18 protein-coding genes and 1 pseudogene are annotated in these 15,153 nt (G+C 39.5%); 8 read left to right on the forward strand and 11 right to left on the reverse strand.

The features are described from left to right. The first annotated feature begins 85 nt into the window (after positions 1–85). From DSM106972_RS09570 to DSM106972_RS09580, 3 genes are all read left to right on the forward strand, one after another. Complete coding sequence (locus DSM106972_RS09570) at positions 86–625, forward strand: CAP domain-containing protein (RefSeq protein ID WP_127080495.1); 540 nt, start codon at positions 86–88, stop codon at positions 623–625. A gap of 152 nt (positions 626–777) precedes the next feature. After that, complete coding sequence (locus tag DSM106972_RS09575) at positions 778–1,305, forward strand: CAP domain-containing protein (RefSeq protein ID WP_127080496.1); 528 nt, start codon at positions 778–780, stop codon at positions 1,303–1,305. Positions 1,306–1,435: 130 nt separating this feature from the next. Further along, entirely contained in the window at positions 1,436–2,065 is a 630-nt protein-coding gene (locus tag DSM106972_RS09580) for a ribonuclease H-like domain-containing protein (protein ID WP_127080497.1), read from the forward strand. A gap of 36 nt (positions 2,066–2,101) precedes the next feature. Here DSM106972_RS09580 and DSM106972_RS09585 read toward each other — a convergent pair whose 3' ends face one another. The 5 genes and pseudogenes from DSM106972_RS09585 to DSM106972_RS09605 form a co-directional block, all read right to left on the reverse strand. After that, a complete protein-coding gene (locus DSM106972_RS09585; RefSeq protein ID WP_127080498.1) occupies positions 2,102–2,554 on the reverse strand; it encodes a rhodanese-like domain-containing protein in 453 nt (150 codons plus the stop codon). A 170-nt stretch (positions 2,555–2,724) separates the two neighbouring features. Continuing rightward, positions 2,725–3,234, reverse strand: a complete 510-nt coding sequence (locus tag DSM106972_RS09590; RefSeq protein ID WP_127080499.1) for a hypothetical protein — start codon at positions 3,232–3,234, stop codon at positions 2,725–2,727. 196 nt (positions 3,235–3,430) lie between these two features. Next, entirely contained in the window at positions 3,431–4,498 is a 1,068-nt protein-coding gene (gene pdxA / locus DSM106972_RS09595; protein ID WP_127080500.1) for a 4-hydroxythreonine-4-phosphate dehydrogenase PdxA, read from the reverse strand. A 114-nt stretch (positions 4,499–4,612) separates the two neighbouring features. Next, positions 4,613–5,017: a helix-turn-helix domain-containing protein gene (locus DSM106972_RS09600; RefSeq protein ID WP_127080501.1), complete on the reverse strand. Its 405-nt coding sequence runs from the start codon at positions 5,015–5,017 to the stop codon at positions 4,613–4,615. After that, a pseudogene (locus DSM106972_RS09605) lies at positions 5,001–5,301 on the reverse strand (type II toxin-antitoxin system HigB family toxin). The gene DSM106972_RS09600 and the pseudogene DSM106972_RS09605 overlap by 17 nt, the downstream one beginning before the upstream one ends. A 96-nt stretch (positions 5,302–5,397) precedes the next feature. Here DSM106972_RS09605 and DSM106972_RS09610 point away from each other — a divergent pair. The 5 genes from DSM106972_RS09610 to DSM106972_RS09630 all read left to right on the forward strand — a co-directional run bounded on the left by DSM106972_RS09610 (position 5,398) and on the right by DSM106972_RS09630 (position 8,224). Beyond that, a complete protein-coding gene (locus DSM106972_RS09610) occupies positions 5,398–6,480 on the forward strand; it encodes an ABC transporter ATP-binding protein (RefSeq protein ID WP_127080502.1) in 1,083 nt (360 codons plus the stop codon). 207 nt (positions 6,481–6,687) lie between these two features. After that, positions 6,688–7,158, forward strand: coding sequence for a hypothetical protein (locus tag DSM106972_RS09615; protein WP_127080503.1), 471 nt, complete (start codon positions 6,688–6,690; stop codon positions 7,156–7,158). A gap of 56 nt (positions 7,159–7,214) precedes the next feature. Further along, positions 7,215–7,460, forward strand: coding sequence for a type II toxin-antitoxin system HicA family toxin (locus DSM106972_RS09620; protein ID WP_127080504.1), 246 nt, complete (start codon positions 7,215–7,217; stop codon positions 7,458–7,460). Then, positions 7,457–7,687: a type II toxin-antitoxin system HicB family antitoxin gene (locus DSM106972_RS09625; RefSeq protein ID WP_127080505.1), complete on the forward strand. Its 231-nt coding sequence runs from the start codon at positions 7,457–7,459 to the stop codon at positions 7,685–7,687. The genes DSM106972_RS09620 and DSM106972_RS09625 overlap by 4 nt, the downstream gene beginning before the upstream one ends. A gap of 69 nt (positions 7,688–7,756) precedes the next feature. After that, a complete protein-coding gene (locus DSM106972_RS09630; protein ID WP_158632798.1) occupies positions 7,757–8,224 on the forward strand; it encodes an SMI1/KNR4 family protein in 468 nt (155 codons plus the stop codon). 246 nt (positions 8,225–8,470) lie between these two features. Here DSM106972_RS09630 and mtnA read toward each other — a convergent pair whose 3' ends face one another. The 6 genes from mtnA to DSM106972_RS09660 all read right to left on the reverse strand — a co-directional run bounded on the left by mtnA (position 8,471) and on the right by DSM106972_RS09660 (position 15,112). Next, positions 8,471–9,535: an S-methyl-5-thioribose-1-phosphate isomerase gene (gene mtnA / locus DSM106972_RS09635; RefSeq protein ID WP_127080507.1), complete on the reverse strand. Its 1,065-nt coding sequence runs from the start codon at positions 9,533–9,535 to the stop codon at positions 8,471–8,473. 72 nt (positions 9,536–9,607) lie between these two features. Then, positions 9,608–11,515, reverse strand: coding sequence for a 1-deoxy-D-xylulose-5-phosphate synthase (gene dxs, locus DSM106972_RS09640; protein ID WP_127080508.1), 1,908 nt, complete (start codon positions 11,513–11,515; stop codon positions 9,608–9,610). 340 nt (positions 11,516–11,855) lie between these two features. Continuing rightward, positions 11,856–12,734, reverse strand: a complete 879-nt coding sequence (locus DSM106972_RS09645; RefSeq protein ID WP_127080509.1) for a hypothetical protein — start codon at positions 12,732–12,734, stop codon at positions 11,856–11,858. A 172-nt stretch (positions 12,735–12,906) separates the two neighbouring features. Continuing rightward, positions 12,907–13,869 (reverse strand): aromatic ring-hydroxylating oxygenase subunit alpha, encoded by a 963-nt coding sequence (locus DSM106972_RS09650; RefSeq protein ID WP_127080510.1) that lies wholly within the window; start codon positions 13,867–13,869, stop codon positions 12,907–12,909. A gap of 24 nt (positions 13,870–13,893) precedes the next feature. Next, positions 13,894–14,469 (reverse strand): TetR/AcrR family transcriptional regulator, encoded by a 576-nt coding sequence (locus DSM106972_RS09655; protein WP_127080511.1) that lies wholly within the window; start codon positions 14,467–14,469, stop codon positions 13,894–13,896. A 226-nt stretch (positions 14,470–14,695) separates the two neighbouring features. Continuing rightward, positions 14,696–15,112 (reverse strand): hypothetical protein, encoded by a 417-nt coding sequence (locus DSM106972_RS09660; RefSeq protein WP_127080512.1) that lies wholly within the window; start codon positions 15,110–15,112, stop codon positions 14,696–14,698. Positions 15,113–15,153: the final 41 nt, after the last annotated feature.

The following is a 15,153-nucleotide window of genomic DNA, read 5'->3' on the forward strand; positions in this document are numbered from 1 at the left end:
CGTTCAGTACACACGTATATCAAAGAAATAACCAGCACTTGCTGTACTCTTATTAGATTAAATACACCTACCAAACGAGTTATAGATGATTCGACAAACTGCTTTTGGCATAGCTCTAAGTACGATTGTCCTTGCTAGCGGGTTAACAAATGCCATACCAACCCAGATTTCAGCAAAAAAAGTTAATCAAGTAAAGTCAGTGCCAATTACCAGTCAAGCTGTACTAACTGGTAATTTCAATACCAGCGAGCTAGAAAAATCTGTTTTTGAGCAAATCAACCGCTATCGAGCTTCTAAAGGTTTATCGAGACTCACGCTCAACAGCAGAATTTCAAAGCAAGCAAGGGTTCACAGTCAAAATATGGCTAGTGGTAAAGTCCCTTTTAGCCACAATGGGTTTGAAAAGCGCGTCAAATCGACAGCAGTTCGTTACCAAAGCGCTGCTGAAAACGTTGCTTTTAATCAAGGGTACGATGACCCTGTTGCTGAAGCGATTCGCGGTTGGATTAAAAGTCCTGGTCACTTAAAAAATCTTAAGGGCAATTACAACCTGACTGGTATCGGAGTTGCCACCAATAAAGAAGGACAGGTCTATCTCACTCAAATTTTTATTCTTAATCGATGACTAATTCTAAATAATAAGTGCAAACACTTAATAAATATCTTTGTATGTGTCAATTTAGAAACTGTCCTCAAACCGATTTTTACGTAAGCAGAGAAAAAATTATCGGTGTAGATTAAAACAGTGTTCCCTATTAATTGACGAGCTAGATATTTATGAACCGACATGTTATTACTATCGGTGCTATTTTACTCGCAAGCGGATTCATTTCGCTGCCAAACAGCACTTCCGCAAGCACGCGGCTATCTTCTAAACAGGCGCCGCGTGCTATCCAGGTTGCACAATCTACCACTGTCAATATTGCTACTATAGAACGATCAATTTTTGACCAAATCAATCAGTATCGCGCATCAAAAGGACTGTCTAAATTAACACGCAATACTAAAATAGATAATCAGGCTAGAACGCACAGCCAAAACATGGCTAACGGCAAAATTCCATTTAGCCACCAAGATTTTAGTAATCGCGTCAAATCTATAGGCATTGCTTATAATGGCGCCGCTGAAAATATAGCATACAACCAAGGTTACAAAGACCCAGCAACTCAAGCTGTTCAAGGTTGGCTCAAAAGTCAGGGTCATAAACAAAACATCGAAGGCAATTACAGCCAAACTGGAATTGGTGTAGCAGCTAATAGTAAGGGAGAAATCTACTTCACCGAGATTTTCATCAATAACAAGTGATAGTGCTGAGTAGAAAGTGCTGAGTGCTGAGTAGATGATATAGTGCTGAGTAGAAAGTGCTGAGTGCTGAGTAGAAACACAATTAATTGTCTCTTCACTCAGCACTCAGCACTCAGCACTCATTACTCTTATGACACTACCTGATTTCCAAGTTTGCGACAGCGATATAGATGAAGCGACTCTATCGACTTATTTAAAAAGTGATGCGATTGCTGTTGATACAGAAACAATGGGACTATTACCACAGCGTGACCGTTTGTGCTTAGTTCAATTATGTAATAGTGACGCTCAAGTTACGGCAATTCGGATTTTACGTGGACAAACCGAAGCCAAAAACTTAAAAAAACTGCTTGAAGCGACAAATACTGTTAAAATCTTCCACTTCGCGCGTTTTGACCTCGCGGCGCTGCGCTACAATCTTGACATTAATGTCCAGCCTGTTTTTTGCACTAAAATAGCCAGTAAACTCGCGCGTACCTACACAAACCGTCACGGACTCAAAGAATTAATCCTCGAACTCGAAAAAGTTGAACTTGACAAAAGCGCACAAAGTTCTGACTGGGGAAACGCAGTTAACCTAAGTGAAGCTCAGTTAAGTTATGCTGCCAACGATGTTCGGTACTTAATTAGCGCACGGCAAAAACTAATAGATATGCTGAAACGCGAAGAACGCTACGACATGGCAGAGCAGTGTTTTCAATGTTTGCCCACAATCGTAACGTTAGATTTAATGCAATTTAAAGATTTATTTGAACATTAGCAACGTAGAGACGCGATATATCGCGTCTCTACATATTTACACTTCTTTATTTTGGGTTTCTGTATGATTCTTAATGCGTGCTACAACGTTGTAATCATCGGCGCCAGCAGGAGTCATGGATTCAACAATACCTTCGGTTGGTCCACCAATAGCTTTCCATGCTGCCAAACCACCTCTCAATTCTGATACGCTTTCATATCCAGCACTTCTGAGATGTTGTGCTGCTTGTGCAGTTTGCTCTTCACCTTCACCATAAAGGTAGATGTCACGACTTTTTTGGATTGTAGCTGCCATTCTTTCCAAATCTTCTAATGGCATTGACATGGCGCCCATAATATGCCCTTCATTAAATGCTCTACGCTCACGCACGTCAAGAATTGTGAAAGCAGGCTCACCCCATTCAAGACGTGATTTCAACGCATGAACATCCGAACGGTCATTAGTAGGTGGCTCTTGAGGAATGATATTATCGAAAAGTTTGTTAGCCATATAATTTTCTCCGCGACATTTAAAGATGCCAGATATTTTTCAGAAATTTGATTACTAACAAGAATTTATCTGAAACTAACCAGGATTTAATCTTTCCATAGAGTGAAGCGTGGAGATATATATCTTTGGTTAGAATATCTCCCCCTTCACGCTTATATAACTCAATTTATTTAAGCAAGCACAAAGTCAACATCATTAGTTCCAGCAGCTTGTGATTGACCAGAAGTTAATAATTGTCCATTGACATCAACGGCAAAAGGTGTTCCTGCTAAATTAAGGTTGTAATCAGTTTTATCACCTGTGTATCCAACACTGGCAATCATTTTACGTCCAGCATCTGTATACTGGAACGCCATCATTTGGTTTTTATTTTGCTTGTTATCTTGTGCCCAAATAACCATGTACTGCTGACCCTGGTAGTCAAAAATTTTGGGTGGACGGTTAGGGACATATCGACCTGCGTCTCCAAAACTTGCATCTAAAAATGACTGTACAGAACTTGGTTCTACAGTAGCATAAGCAACTTCTTGAGGTGATGTTGGTTCCGCATCACCTTGACTCTCGTCAACTACTTCTTCTTCTCCACGATTTTTAAAATAATCTACTGCTGCCTTCGTTCCAATTGCACCAACGGTAGCGATACCTGCACCAACTAATACATTACGAAGTAAATTATTCATCGTTTCTCCTGATGGATTTAAAGTATCGTCGATAATACTATCACCAACTGCCTAGTATCATAAATATATACATTTTTTTTATACATTTGATAATCTAAAATTTTAGAAACCGGGTTTCTTTGTTGATACATTGTAATAAAAACGACAATTTTTCTGCGACAATGAATGCGTATAAACCCGGTTTCTTTTATTAAAGTTATACAAAAATAGATTTTCGCTCTTTGCGCTGAATAGATAAAGATTGGGCTAATTCAATTGCTGCTTTCATACTTGTAGCATCGGCAATACCTTTAAGGGCAATATCAAATGCAGTACCGTGGTCTGGGGAAGTACGAACAAAAGGTAAACCAATAGAAGTATTAACCGCACGGTCAAACGCCATTAACTTCACAGGTATTAAACCTTGGTCGTGGTAAAGTGCTAGGTAAGCGTCAGCAGGATTAGAGTTTTGAGAATTTCCATACCAAGCCATACCAGGTTTAACCCACATAGTATCTGGTGGAATAGGGCCATCTAAACGTAATTTAGTACTATTTTGTTCTTCTATCCAATGCACTAGCCAGTCTTGTTCCTCAGTACCTAATTGCCCTTGTTCACCGCTATGAGGATTTAAGCCAGAAACGGCAATCCGAGGATATTCAATACCAAAATCATTTTTCAAGCACTCTACTAATAAATCAAGTTTTTGCGTCATTAACTCTGGAGTTAATACTTTAGCTACTTGACATAAAGGAATATGTGTAGTGGCTAGTAATGTCCTAAGTATCCAACCAGTGTGAGGAGAACGCGCAACAAATAACATACCCACACGTTTGGCGCCAGATTTTTCTTGTAAAAGTTCAGTTTGTCCTGGATAATTATATCCTGCTGCCTTCCACGCTGACTTTGCTATTGGCGCCGTGACAATAGCATCAAACTCTCCAGTAGTAGCACGCGCAATAGCTTGTTCTAAAAAAGCAAAACTAGCTCTTCCGCTTGCAGCCGAACCTTCTCCAGGAATAATATTAGCGATAGTGGCGGCGCCTATCTCAACATCTAAGATTTTTAATTCCGATGGTTCAACTAGCTTACCTATACCGTCAATAGATTTAAGTTTAGTATACGTGTCAACCAGTAAACTTCGAGTACCTACAACAGTAATATCAAATTCCCAAAATTGTGAATCTGATAAAGCTTTCAAAACTACCTCTGGTCCTATCCCCGCAGGGTCTCCCAAAGTAATTGCTAAACGAGGACGATTGATTGTGTGATTTGATTGAGACATAAAAGACTTCTAAATAAAAAATATACAAAATTATCTTGTGGAATGGGCATCCTTGTCCGTTCCAAACTTAATTACTCCAATTAGTTCATTAGTGCTATAAAAATAATTTATGATTTATTCTGTGAATAAGCTTGGCTCTACGTGAAAAAAGGCGCCAAGTTTTTTAGCTTGTTCTGGAGTAATATTTTGTCTACCATCTAAAATATCATCTACCGAAGTTTCTAACCCTAAAAATGCCTGTAAATCATCTTTATTTTTGTTTAATTGTTCAAAAAGAAATGATAATAAAGATTCCGTGCAACTTGATGTCATATCAAAATGATAATTTTCTTGTTCAAACTTTTCGATTAATGTAATTAGCAATTGATATAACTCAGTTTCTTCAGGAATTCGTTCGCGATGCATTAAATTCCCTACAATAGCTAAAGCTTGTTCGTTTTCAGCTTCATTTTTAATAAGTTTAGGAAGATAAGTTATTAATAATTCTCTGTATTTTTCTTGATTAAAAGTGAGGGTCATTTTTCCAATAATCCTTATCGTACTCAGAGTGTATGAGGATATATTTAACGTAAATTAATTACTCTTTATAATCTATACTAACAATCAATCGGTATTTGTTCGCTTTAATATTAGAGACAGTAAAATTACCGACTGCTTCAGCTTTATAAAAAAATCTCCTGGACTTCAACTAGATTCGACCATTTGGCTTTGCTAGCAACTTTATACCAGTAAATAAGAGCTTCCCGACAATCTGCATGAATTTCAGCATACTCTCTTAAGGCTTTAAAGCTAATTACGTGCATCTTCCCTGATTATGATTATATGTTAGAACAGGCGAGACACCTATCCTGCTGTTTTACATTACAATTTAATGGTTATGAGAGAAGACTGACAAATAAATGGCAAACGTTCGTCTTGAAAACATCAAACGCCGTTTTAACAATGTGACGGCAATAGAGGATATTACCTTTGAGATACCCGATGGTGAGTTTTGGGTACTAGTTGGCCCAAGTGGATGCGGAAAGTCTACAATACTGCGAACGATAGCAGGGTTGGAAAATGCCACTTCCGGAAATTTATACATTGGGGAAACTTTAGTTAATAATGTCCCAGCACGACAACGGGACGTGGCAATGGTATTTCAGAATTATGCCCTATATCCCCATATGTCGGTAGGTGAGAATATTGCCTTTGGGATGAAAATGCGGAAGATGGAACCTAGAGTTATTCAACAGCGTGTTGCAGAAGTTGCCGCTTCTTTATCGTTAGAACATTTGCTCGACCGTAAACCCAAACAGCTTTCTGGTGGACAGCAACAGCGAGTCGCGTTAGGGAGAGCTATTGCCAGACAAGCACAAGTATTTTTACTCGACGAACCATTATCTAACTTAGATGCACAACTGCGTGACGACACACGCGCAGAGTTAAAACAATTACATCAAAATTTACGTAACACAACAGTATATGTCACCCACGACCAAGTAGAGGCAATGACTCTAGCAGATAAAATCGTGGTATTAAGCCAAGGAAATATCCAACAAATCGGAGACCCACAAACAATTTATAATCACCCAGCAAACAGAATGGTGGCAACTTTCATTGGTAATCCACCCATGAATATTTTACCAGCGAAATTTACAGGTGGCGCCTTTGATATTTCAGGTCAAACACTACCCCTACCTGCTTCCATGAAAAAATTCAATTTTTCAACAGCACAACAACTTGACTTAGGCATTCGACCCGAACATATAAATATTTCTCCTGAACCATCAGCTTTAACTGTTGACGTCAAAGTTGTCGAACCATTAGGAAGAGAAACACTAATACGCGCGACCATACCCGGTTCACTACAAACCCTAAGCATCCAAGCTCCTGGAAACATACGTCCTCACCCAGGTGACAAATTAAATTTAAACCTCGATTTAGACTATTTATTCGTATTCGATGCCACCACAGGCAAAAAATTATACCCCCTCTTGTAGCACAGGCATCTTGCCTGTGCATTCCGAAAAGCCTGTGCATTCATCTTACCTACGCCAAATGTTAAGTATGATTACGAATTTAAATAGACGTACTAATGTTCTTGTTATTTTTCTTTAAAAAAGAATATTACTCCAAATAATTACGCTATCCTCAGCAATATGAATTCAATATTGAATCTATATTGACTCTTAAAGCCAGAGGTGTGTATGGGTAAAAAATCTAAAAAGAATTTTCGCTCAGAGTGGAGAACACTAACTGAACTAGGCGCCGAATTTGGAAAATCAGCAATAGCGTTCGGCAAAATACTAAAAGAAAACGGACTCCGTAACGTAGAAGGAGAACCCACAGAAGCAGCAAGTGGACTCTTCCAGAAAATAGAGCCTAACCAAGGTAAACCTTATTACCTGTGGAATCATCAAGGAGTTGTTAGTTTCCTGCAATCAAAAGGAATTAACCCTGTAAATAATGCTTCCTATGCGCTAAAAGATACCGAAGCACGTAAATTAGCGCGCGAGTACTTAGAAGCGCAAAAGCTTGACGATGAAGGTTCAAAGCTTGGTTACATGATGTTGTGCGAAATGGTAGATGATATCAAAAAAATTGGGCTAGACAGATTTAACACCGCTTTGAAAGCAGTTGGTTACAAAGGTGAACCTGTAACACTTGAAGGTTGGTAAAAATTTGAATTTGTAACTTTTTAGCAAAGAAAATAAAATAGTTAATAGTTAGGGCAATGCCAAAGAAAATAAGAGAATTAAAGGCAAAGGTGGCAAAAGACGGTTATGTGCTTGAACCAGGTCGAGGTAAAGGAAGTCATACATATTGGAAACACCCCCTGTTGCCTAAAGAACCCTTAACCATCCCAGGTAAAGATGGAGATGATGCTCCGCTATATTTAGAGAAGAGTATTGAGAGGGTGTTGAAAAAGTTGGAAGAACTACAAAAACAAGAACAAGAAAAACAGGAAGGTGAAGAATGAGCTATCACTACAGTATGGTAATTCAGTGGTCGCAAGAAGACCAACTTTTCTTAGTCCACTTGCCTGAATTTCCCTGGCAGGAGTTTCATACCCACGGCAGAACTTATGAAGAAGCAGCCAAAAATGGTCAAGAGGTGATTGAAGCTTTCGTTGAAATGCTGAGTCAGGGAAATCAACCGCTACCTGAACCTAGAATGCTTCCTACAAAGCCTTTGCAAGTTGCCTAATATATCTTAAATTCCGCAGCAGTTCAAATTGCTGCGGCGCCTCGAAATATGATAGTGAAGATAATCTCAATGTCTGAATTATTAGAAGCTTTCAATAGAATTACTCAATTGTATCCATATATTACAAAACCAGGGCTTAAAAGTAAACAAATTGAGGAGTATCTAGAAGAGTTTCCTTTGAGGCTGCCAGAAGAGTTTTTTGAGTTTTATCAAATGAGCGATGGCTTTAACCATGATAATCCAGCAACATTAATTTTCGGTTTTGGTAAACTTTATAGTCTCTCGGAGGCAATTGAATTTTATAATGAATTACGAGATTATGAAGATTATTACTCTGGCTGGTTTCCCGTCACACAGGTAGAAGATCAGGTATACGTGATTAGAGGAAACCCTCAGCAGCATCAAACATCACCAATCATCACATTTGATTTGATTGATTTAAAAAACAAGCATAATTGGGAACCTCAAGTCGCCTACTCAAGCCTAACAGAAATGTTTCTTGAAGTTGCATATCAATTAGAAAACCCATACGGTTAAATGCAAGAATAAGTATTACAAGCTCTTTTATTCTCAATAAGCTTGTGGCGCATTGCGATCAGCTAATTAAAATCCCCCCAATCCCCTTAATAAGGGGGGCTTAAGCACGTTTTTTTCTAGCTTATTAAAAGGGCTTAAACACCTCTTTTTCCTCCCTTATTAAGGGGGGTCAGGGGGGATTAATTTCAATTGATAACGAGCGAATATTTATGTTGGGTTCCGCAAAGCCTCCACCCAACCTACGTTCTATACGGGTTGTAGTTCTTTTGACTTTACTAGGTCTTTGGGGGCGAATACACCGTTTTCGGTGATAATTGCTTCTATCAATTCGGCAGGTGTAACATCAAAGGCGGGGTTATAGTAGTCTACGCCAATGGTTGGTGTAATGATGGTTTCGCCGATTTGAGAGATTTCTGTGGGGTCGCGTTCTTCGATGGGTATTCCACTACCGTTTGTTAGGTCAAAATCTATTGTTGAAAGCGGCGCCGCTACAAAGAAAGGTACGTTATGGGCTTTTGCTACTAGTGCTAAACTATACGTGCCTATTTTGTTTGCTGTGTCACCATTGGCTGCTATTCTATCGGCGCCTACTACTACGGCGTGTATTAAGCCTTGTTTCATGCAGTGAGCAGCCATACTATCAGTAATTACCGTAACAGGTATACCTTCTTGGGCACATTCCCACGCTGTTAATTTGGCGCCTTGTAATCTAGGACGGGTTTCGTCGGCAAATACTCTTGTTAATCTACCTTCGCGCCATGCTGAACGTACTACACCTAATGCTGTACCATATCCGGCAGTAGCTAAGGCGCCTGCGTTGCAATGAGTAAGTAAAGTTAGTTGATGCGGATTAGCGGGTAATGCTTTTAACCCATTGTCGCCGATAGCTTGACAAGTTTGTAAGTCTTCTACTTGAATTGCTTGAGCGGTTTCGAGGAGTGCTTTTCTAATATCGTCAACAGTGCCTAACATTTCATATGCTACTTTCATTGACCGCGATATTGCCCAAAACAAATTCACAGCGGTGGGACGAGTTGCACGTAACATTACGGCAACTTTTTCTAACTCAGTTAAAAAGACATCGCGTTTGTCAGTTTTTATTTCTCTTGCACCCAAATACATACCATATGCCGCAGCTACTCCAATCGCTGGGGCGCCTCGAACTATCATAGTTTTAATAGCACGTGCCATATCGTCGCAACGGTGAATCTCAACAAGTGCGTATTCGTATGGTATGCGGGTTTGGTCGATAAGTGAAACGGCATCGTTATGCCATATAACAGAATATACTTGGCTGTTAGAAAGATTCATAGTTAAAAACTTGGGCGATACAGCATAAAAATAATATATTAGCGAATTGGTGGGCACCGCCCACCAAAATTGTTAACTGACGACTGAAAGTTCTTTCTTAAAGAAAGCTTGCATAATAGTGTCAGCCATTTGCGGACTAGTTAAACCTAGCTGGGCTTTGGATTCGTTTGGCTCTGCGTGTTCCACTAAAATATCGGGAACGCCAATACGTTTAACCGGAACTACAATATCCGCATCTAAAAGCGCTTCGGCAACGGCAGTCCCGAAACCACCCATTGTACAACCTTCTTCAAGGGTAACAACGCGCTTGATTTTCTTAGCTAATGGCAATATCAACTCTGTATCTAAGGGTTTGGCAAAACGCGCATTAATTACAGTCGCTTCGATACCATGTTCACTAAGAACTTCGGCGGTTTGCATGGCTGGGTAAACCATTGTACCGTATGCCACAAGCAGTACGTCATCGCCGTTGCGAAGAATTTCGCCTTTACCAATTTCTAATGGTTCCCAACCTTCTTCCATTAAAGGTACGCCGTAACCGCTACCACGAGGGAATCGCATTGCAATTGGTCCGCTGGTATGATTTACACCAGTAACAACCATGCGCTGCATTTCGGCTTCATCTTTAGGCGCCATAATTACAATGTTGGGAATACAGCGTAGGTAAGCGATGTCATACATACCTTGGTGTGTGGGACCATCGGAACCAACAATTCCTGCCCGGTCAAGACAGAAGAACACTGGTAAGTTTTGGATACACACGTCATGAACAATTTGGTCGTATGCTCGTTGCAGGAAAGTTGAGTAAATGCAACATACAGGACGTATTCCCTCAGTTGCAAGTCCTGCTGCTAAAGTTACTGCGTGTTGTTCAGCAATACCTACATCTATATATTGATTTGGAAGTTTTTGCTGAAGTTTATCTAACCCCGTACCAGTTGCCATTGCCGCAGTAATACCAATAATTTTTGGATTTTGCTCGGCAAGTTTAACAAGGGTATGAGCAAATACTTTATTATAACCAGGTGGTTTAGGTTTAGTTGAGGGAATCGCTTTACCCGTACTCAAGTTAAATGGAGTTTGAGCGTGATATCCAACTTGGTCTTTTTCTGCTAGTTCATAACCTTTACCCTTAGTAGTGGCAACATGAACTAAAACAGGCCCAGGAATTTGATGCGCGCGATTAAACGTCGATATCAATTCTTCCAAATTGTGTCCATCAACTGGTCCGACATATGTAAAACCCAGTTCTTCAAATACTGCTCCAACTTTGGGCACCGCTAACCGCTTCATTCCTTCTTTGATGCGTTCAAATTCTGGGGAAAGGGACTCACCGACAAACGGTAAGTTTTTGACTTGTTCCTCAAAGTTATCAGTAATGAACTGCATTGGAGGTGAAAGCCGCATTTTGTTTAAGTAGCGGGGAATGGCGCCAACGTTTGGAGAAATAGACATTTCGTTGTCGTTGAGAACTACCAGCAAGTTGGTTTTGGGCAAATGTCCAGCATGGTTAATAGCTTCGAGTGCCATACCCCCAGTCAAGGCGCCATCGCCGATAATAGCAGCAACTTTGAACTTTTCGCCCTTCATATCGCGCGCTAACGCCATACCCAAAGCAGCGGAGATCGAAGTCGAAGCATGACCGGCGCCGAAATGGTCAAATTTATTTTCGCAGCGTTTGAGATAACCCGCGATACCGTCTTTTTGCCGCAACGTATCAAAATTGCTGTAACGCCCTGTAATCAGTTTATGAGGGTAGGCTTGATGTCCAACGTCCCAAATAACTTTATCGCAGTCTAAATCAAGTGTTTGATAAAGCCCAAGCGTTAATTCAACAACACCCAGTCCAGGCCCCAAATGCCCACCAATTGCCGCCACTGTTTGGAGGTGCTTGTCACGAATTTGGCGAGCAATTTGTTGCAACTGTCGAATTGATAAACCGTGCAACTGGTTGGGATGGGTGATATCACTCAGGTGCATACTATACGGTTTTCCTCTCTAATATTTCTTTGTTTGATTTTCCCACGCCCAGGTAGCTTACCGTATCGGTTGTGTCACAACTGTTTTCGTGGGTAAATGTATTCTATCTTACATAAACAGTATTAAAGACTTGTGGGTTATATCAATTGATTATCACTTGCAAAATAAACGACACAAGCCATTTAATTCACTGTGATTTTCTTAAGTATTATTATGGATTTTATTTTTATTAAAGTAATAATATTTACAGAAAAAAATATTTCAAAATGCAAAAAATATATTAATAGTTAATAAATATTTTATCTATATGTACCGTCTAAGGGGGAAGTCCCCCCTACCATCACTTGACCTTTACTGGTTGAGGTTGAATATTTTGACCTTCGGGAGGACTAAACCAGAACGCTAAGTCTGAACCTTCTACCACAATTTCCCCTTCAATCGTTTGAATGTAGAGTCTTCCTTGGTCAATACTCAAAACATTACCAGCAGTTTTTGAACTATTTTTTGTACTATTAAGAACAGAAGGTTGTTGTACTTGTTCAACTTCTTTAGTAACCTGAGCTTGACTCCATAGCATATTTTGGACAACAAGCTGCAAGTTTTCGTGCGCTGTATCTTCTTCTACAATCGCTGGCACGGTTGGTTTGACAAAAGTAGGTTTTTGTGGTAGAGAATCAAAAGACTCGCGTATTGGCGCCAGCCAAGCGATTCGGGAACAATTGTGAATTACGACATCTGAAGCATAAGTTTTGATAAAAACAGTTTCATTACTCAGTCCAACATCTTTAATAGGTTGCCAACCTTCAGGGTTGAAGACAAGTAAATTTAATCTTCTTGTACCGTCAGTGTTTTGATTAATATTACGCTGCCAGTACTGCCACAACTGGTTAGCTTCAGCGTAATTAATTTGATAACCTCTAGGAATTGGGTGATATTCGTAGCGCATTAGCTCATTTACCAATTTCCCTGTTGGCATCAAACTGTTTTCCAAGAGAATCTTATTAATCAGTTCCCAATAATTAGAATCTTGGCGTACCAATACAACTTTAAATTGACTTGCAATATTAACAGATGCAAGCATTACACCTTTTTTCGTGAGTAGCTGAATTGTCTCACCTACAGGCTCCACACGTAGGTTATTATTAAAGCCTAGCTTATTTTTACCTTGAATATACTCTTTAATTAACGAAACATCGTCTAATAAATTTACTGTGTTCATTTTCTTTCCCTGGCAATTACTATATATTTGAAAGGCAGGCATACTATTTTCTCCTTACAAAATTTAGATTCTATACCCGGATGAAAAATGTATAAATTAATTTAGCGATTACCCTAGTATTATTACGTATAATACATGTAGAGACGTTACATGTAACGTCTCTACCTAACATTTATACAGCATTCGACCAATCAAAATATAGTTTTCTCACCCAATTCCAAGGTTGCTCATTCGGCAAACGCATTTTCGGCTCAAATCTAGGATAAAGATTCTCAATTACATGAGCATCTTGCTTTAATATGTCATTGCCTGCATTAATTAAGAATTTATCCAGTATTAAGTTGAATACACCAAATGATTTTGGTCGATAAATCAACATAAACGTGTGAGTTTTATTTTCAGATTCAGGATAAATCACGAAAACATCACATACATTTCCAAACGGTGTAACAGTATTAAATGCAACAATAGAAGGAAAATAATTTTTAGCAACCGCTTGAATCGATTTTGGATAAGATAACAGCAATGGGTTTTGAAGGTATTCAGTAAATGTGTTATCTTCCCGCATTTGACGTACATTAACTACAGAAAAATAATCTTCGTGAAAAAACGAATCGATTTGAATATCTTTAAACTTGAATAAATCACGATGTGTTGCTTTCGCATGATTATAATCGTGATTAACTTCTAATGCGTAAAGTAACGGCGCCTTAATACTAAAATCACCAGATACACCCGCAAAGAAACCTTCACTTTCTATTTCTTCCATCGCGTTGGGAATTGGAATTCTCGGTTCAGTATTAGCATAAGTCCAAATCCAGTTGCCTTGTACTATTATTTCTAATTTCTTGGCAAGTGGTTTAGAAATTTTTTCATTACTAACAATTGCCCTTCCTTCACCGTCAAACTCTACACCATGATAAGGACATGCAATAGTATTTGTCTTATTGCAAATCCAACCATCCGAAAGCTTGGCGCCAAGATGAGGGCAAACATTATCTAACGCCGAAACTTCTCCTTTCTCATTTTTCCATAAAACATAATCTTGCCCACAAATTGTAAATAGCTTTGGCTTATTTACAGGCAGCATCGATTTGTGAGCAATTAACCAAGGGGCACCGGGTAAATTCCACATATGATTTTATATTGTATGGGCGGGTTATTTACGCTCTATTGCGTTAATTAATGTCTCGACTATCCACTCGAAACTATCGTCTACTGATTGTGAAAACAAAAATAATCCTGCTTTGTCTGCCAAAACAAATCCGTGCAGCGTACTATTAAACATTCGCGCAGCATGAATCATTTCATCTTGACTCAAGGCAAATCCCCCAAACACTTTGGCGTAAAATGCTATGAGTCGCTCAATAATAGGCGCAAACTCTGGGTCTTCTAATTGTAATGGGTGATTGGTTACGACTCTATATAGTGCTGGACTTTCACGCGCACAACTTCTATAGGTATAAGCAGCAGTTTTTAACAACTCCTTTTTATCCTCTATACCTTCAGTATTCTGAAAGTACACATCTAAAAATCGGCGCCAACCTTCCAACACCACCGCGCGTCGCAATGCTTCGTTTCCAGAAAAGTGATTATATATAGATGGCGCCTGAATTCCTAGCTCTCTAGCAACCCGGTTCACCCCTAGTCCAGATTCACCCTCTTTGTGTAGACAAGCAATGGCAGCTTCTACAATATCTCTCTGTGTTAGCGTCTGTCCCTTTGGACGTGGCATATTGTAATTTGGCAATAAAAAACTAACACCATTAGTTTAAACTAATAACGTTAGTTTTGTCAAGCTGTAGCATAGGCGTCTCGCCTGTGCAGTCATATAATTTTTTACCACAGAGACACAGAGTACACGGAGAGTAGAGTTAAGAGGAATGAACCACATAAGGAGCGAGGATTTCCCGCTTTCTTAGACACAAAGGACACGAAGAAAGAGGTAAGAAGAGAGTCAATTAGTCAAACACGTATTTTTCAGCAACTTTCCAGTAACGCGAGAAGCGCTTGAGGTCGATGTAACCGTCGTAGTCAAAGAAGGGGTCTACCTCAAGCACTTCTAGTTCAAGGCTTTTTTCAATTTCATCACAAATCTTGTTAAACCGAGGACTGGGACTGTCTGTGGTGACAACTTGAGTCGCGTTGTTTTCTTTGGCAAACGCTAAAACTTCTGTTGCAACGTCACCGCGTCGAATAGTAACGGGTAGTTCCAGCAAGCATTCGTAAATAAACGTAATACGCTTGAGAGAAATTTGCCATTCATCAAGTAAAGCATCATCCCATACCCAGATAGCAGGGGCGCCTGGGTATTCTTGAAGTGCAGGGTTTTTAGGACTAAGACAGTCACCGTTTACCCAGATTATTGGTTTTGCCATGAGTTCAGTTGAGTATTTGCTACCAGGGTGTTATTGAATTT

The sequence above is a fragment of the Dulcicalothrix desertica PCC 7102 genome (assembly GCF_003991905.1).
Lineage (GTDB): Bacteria > Cyanobacteriota > Cyanobacteriia > Cyanobacteriales > Nostocaceae > Dulcicalothrix > Dulcicalothrix desertica.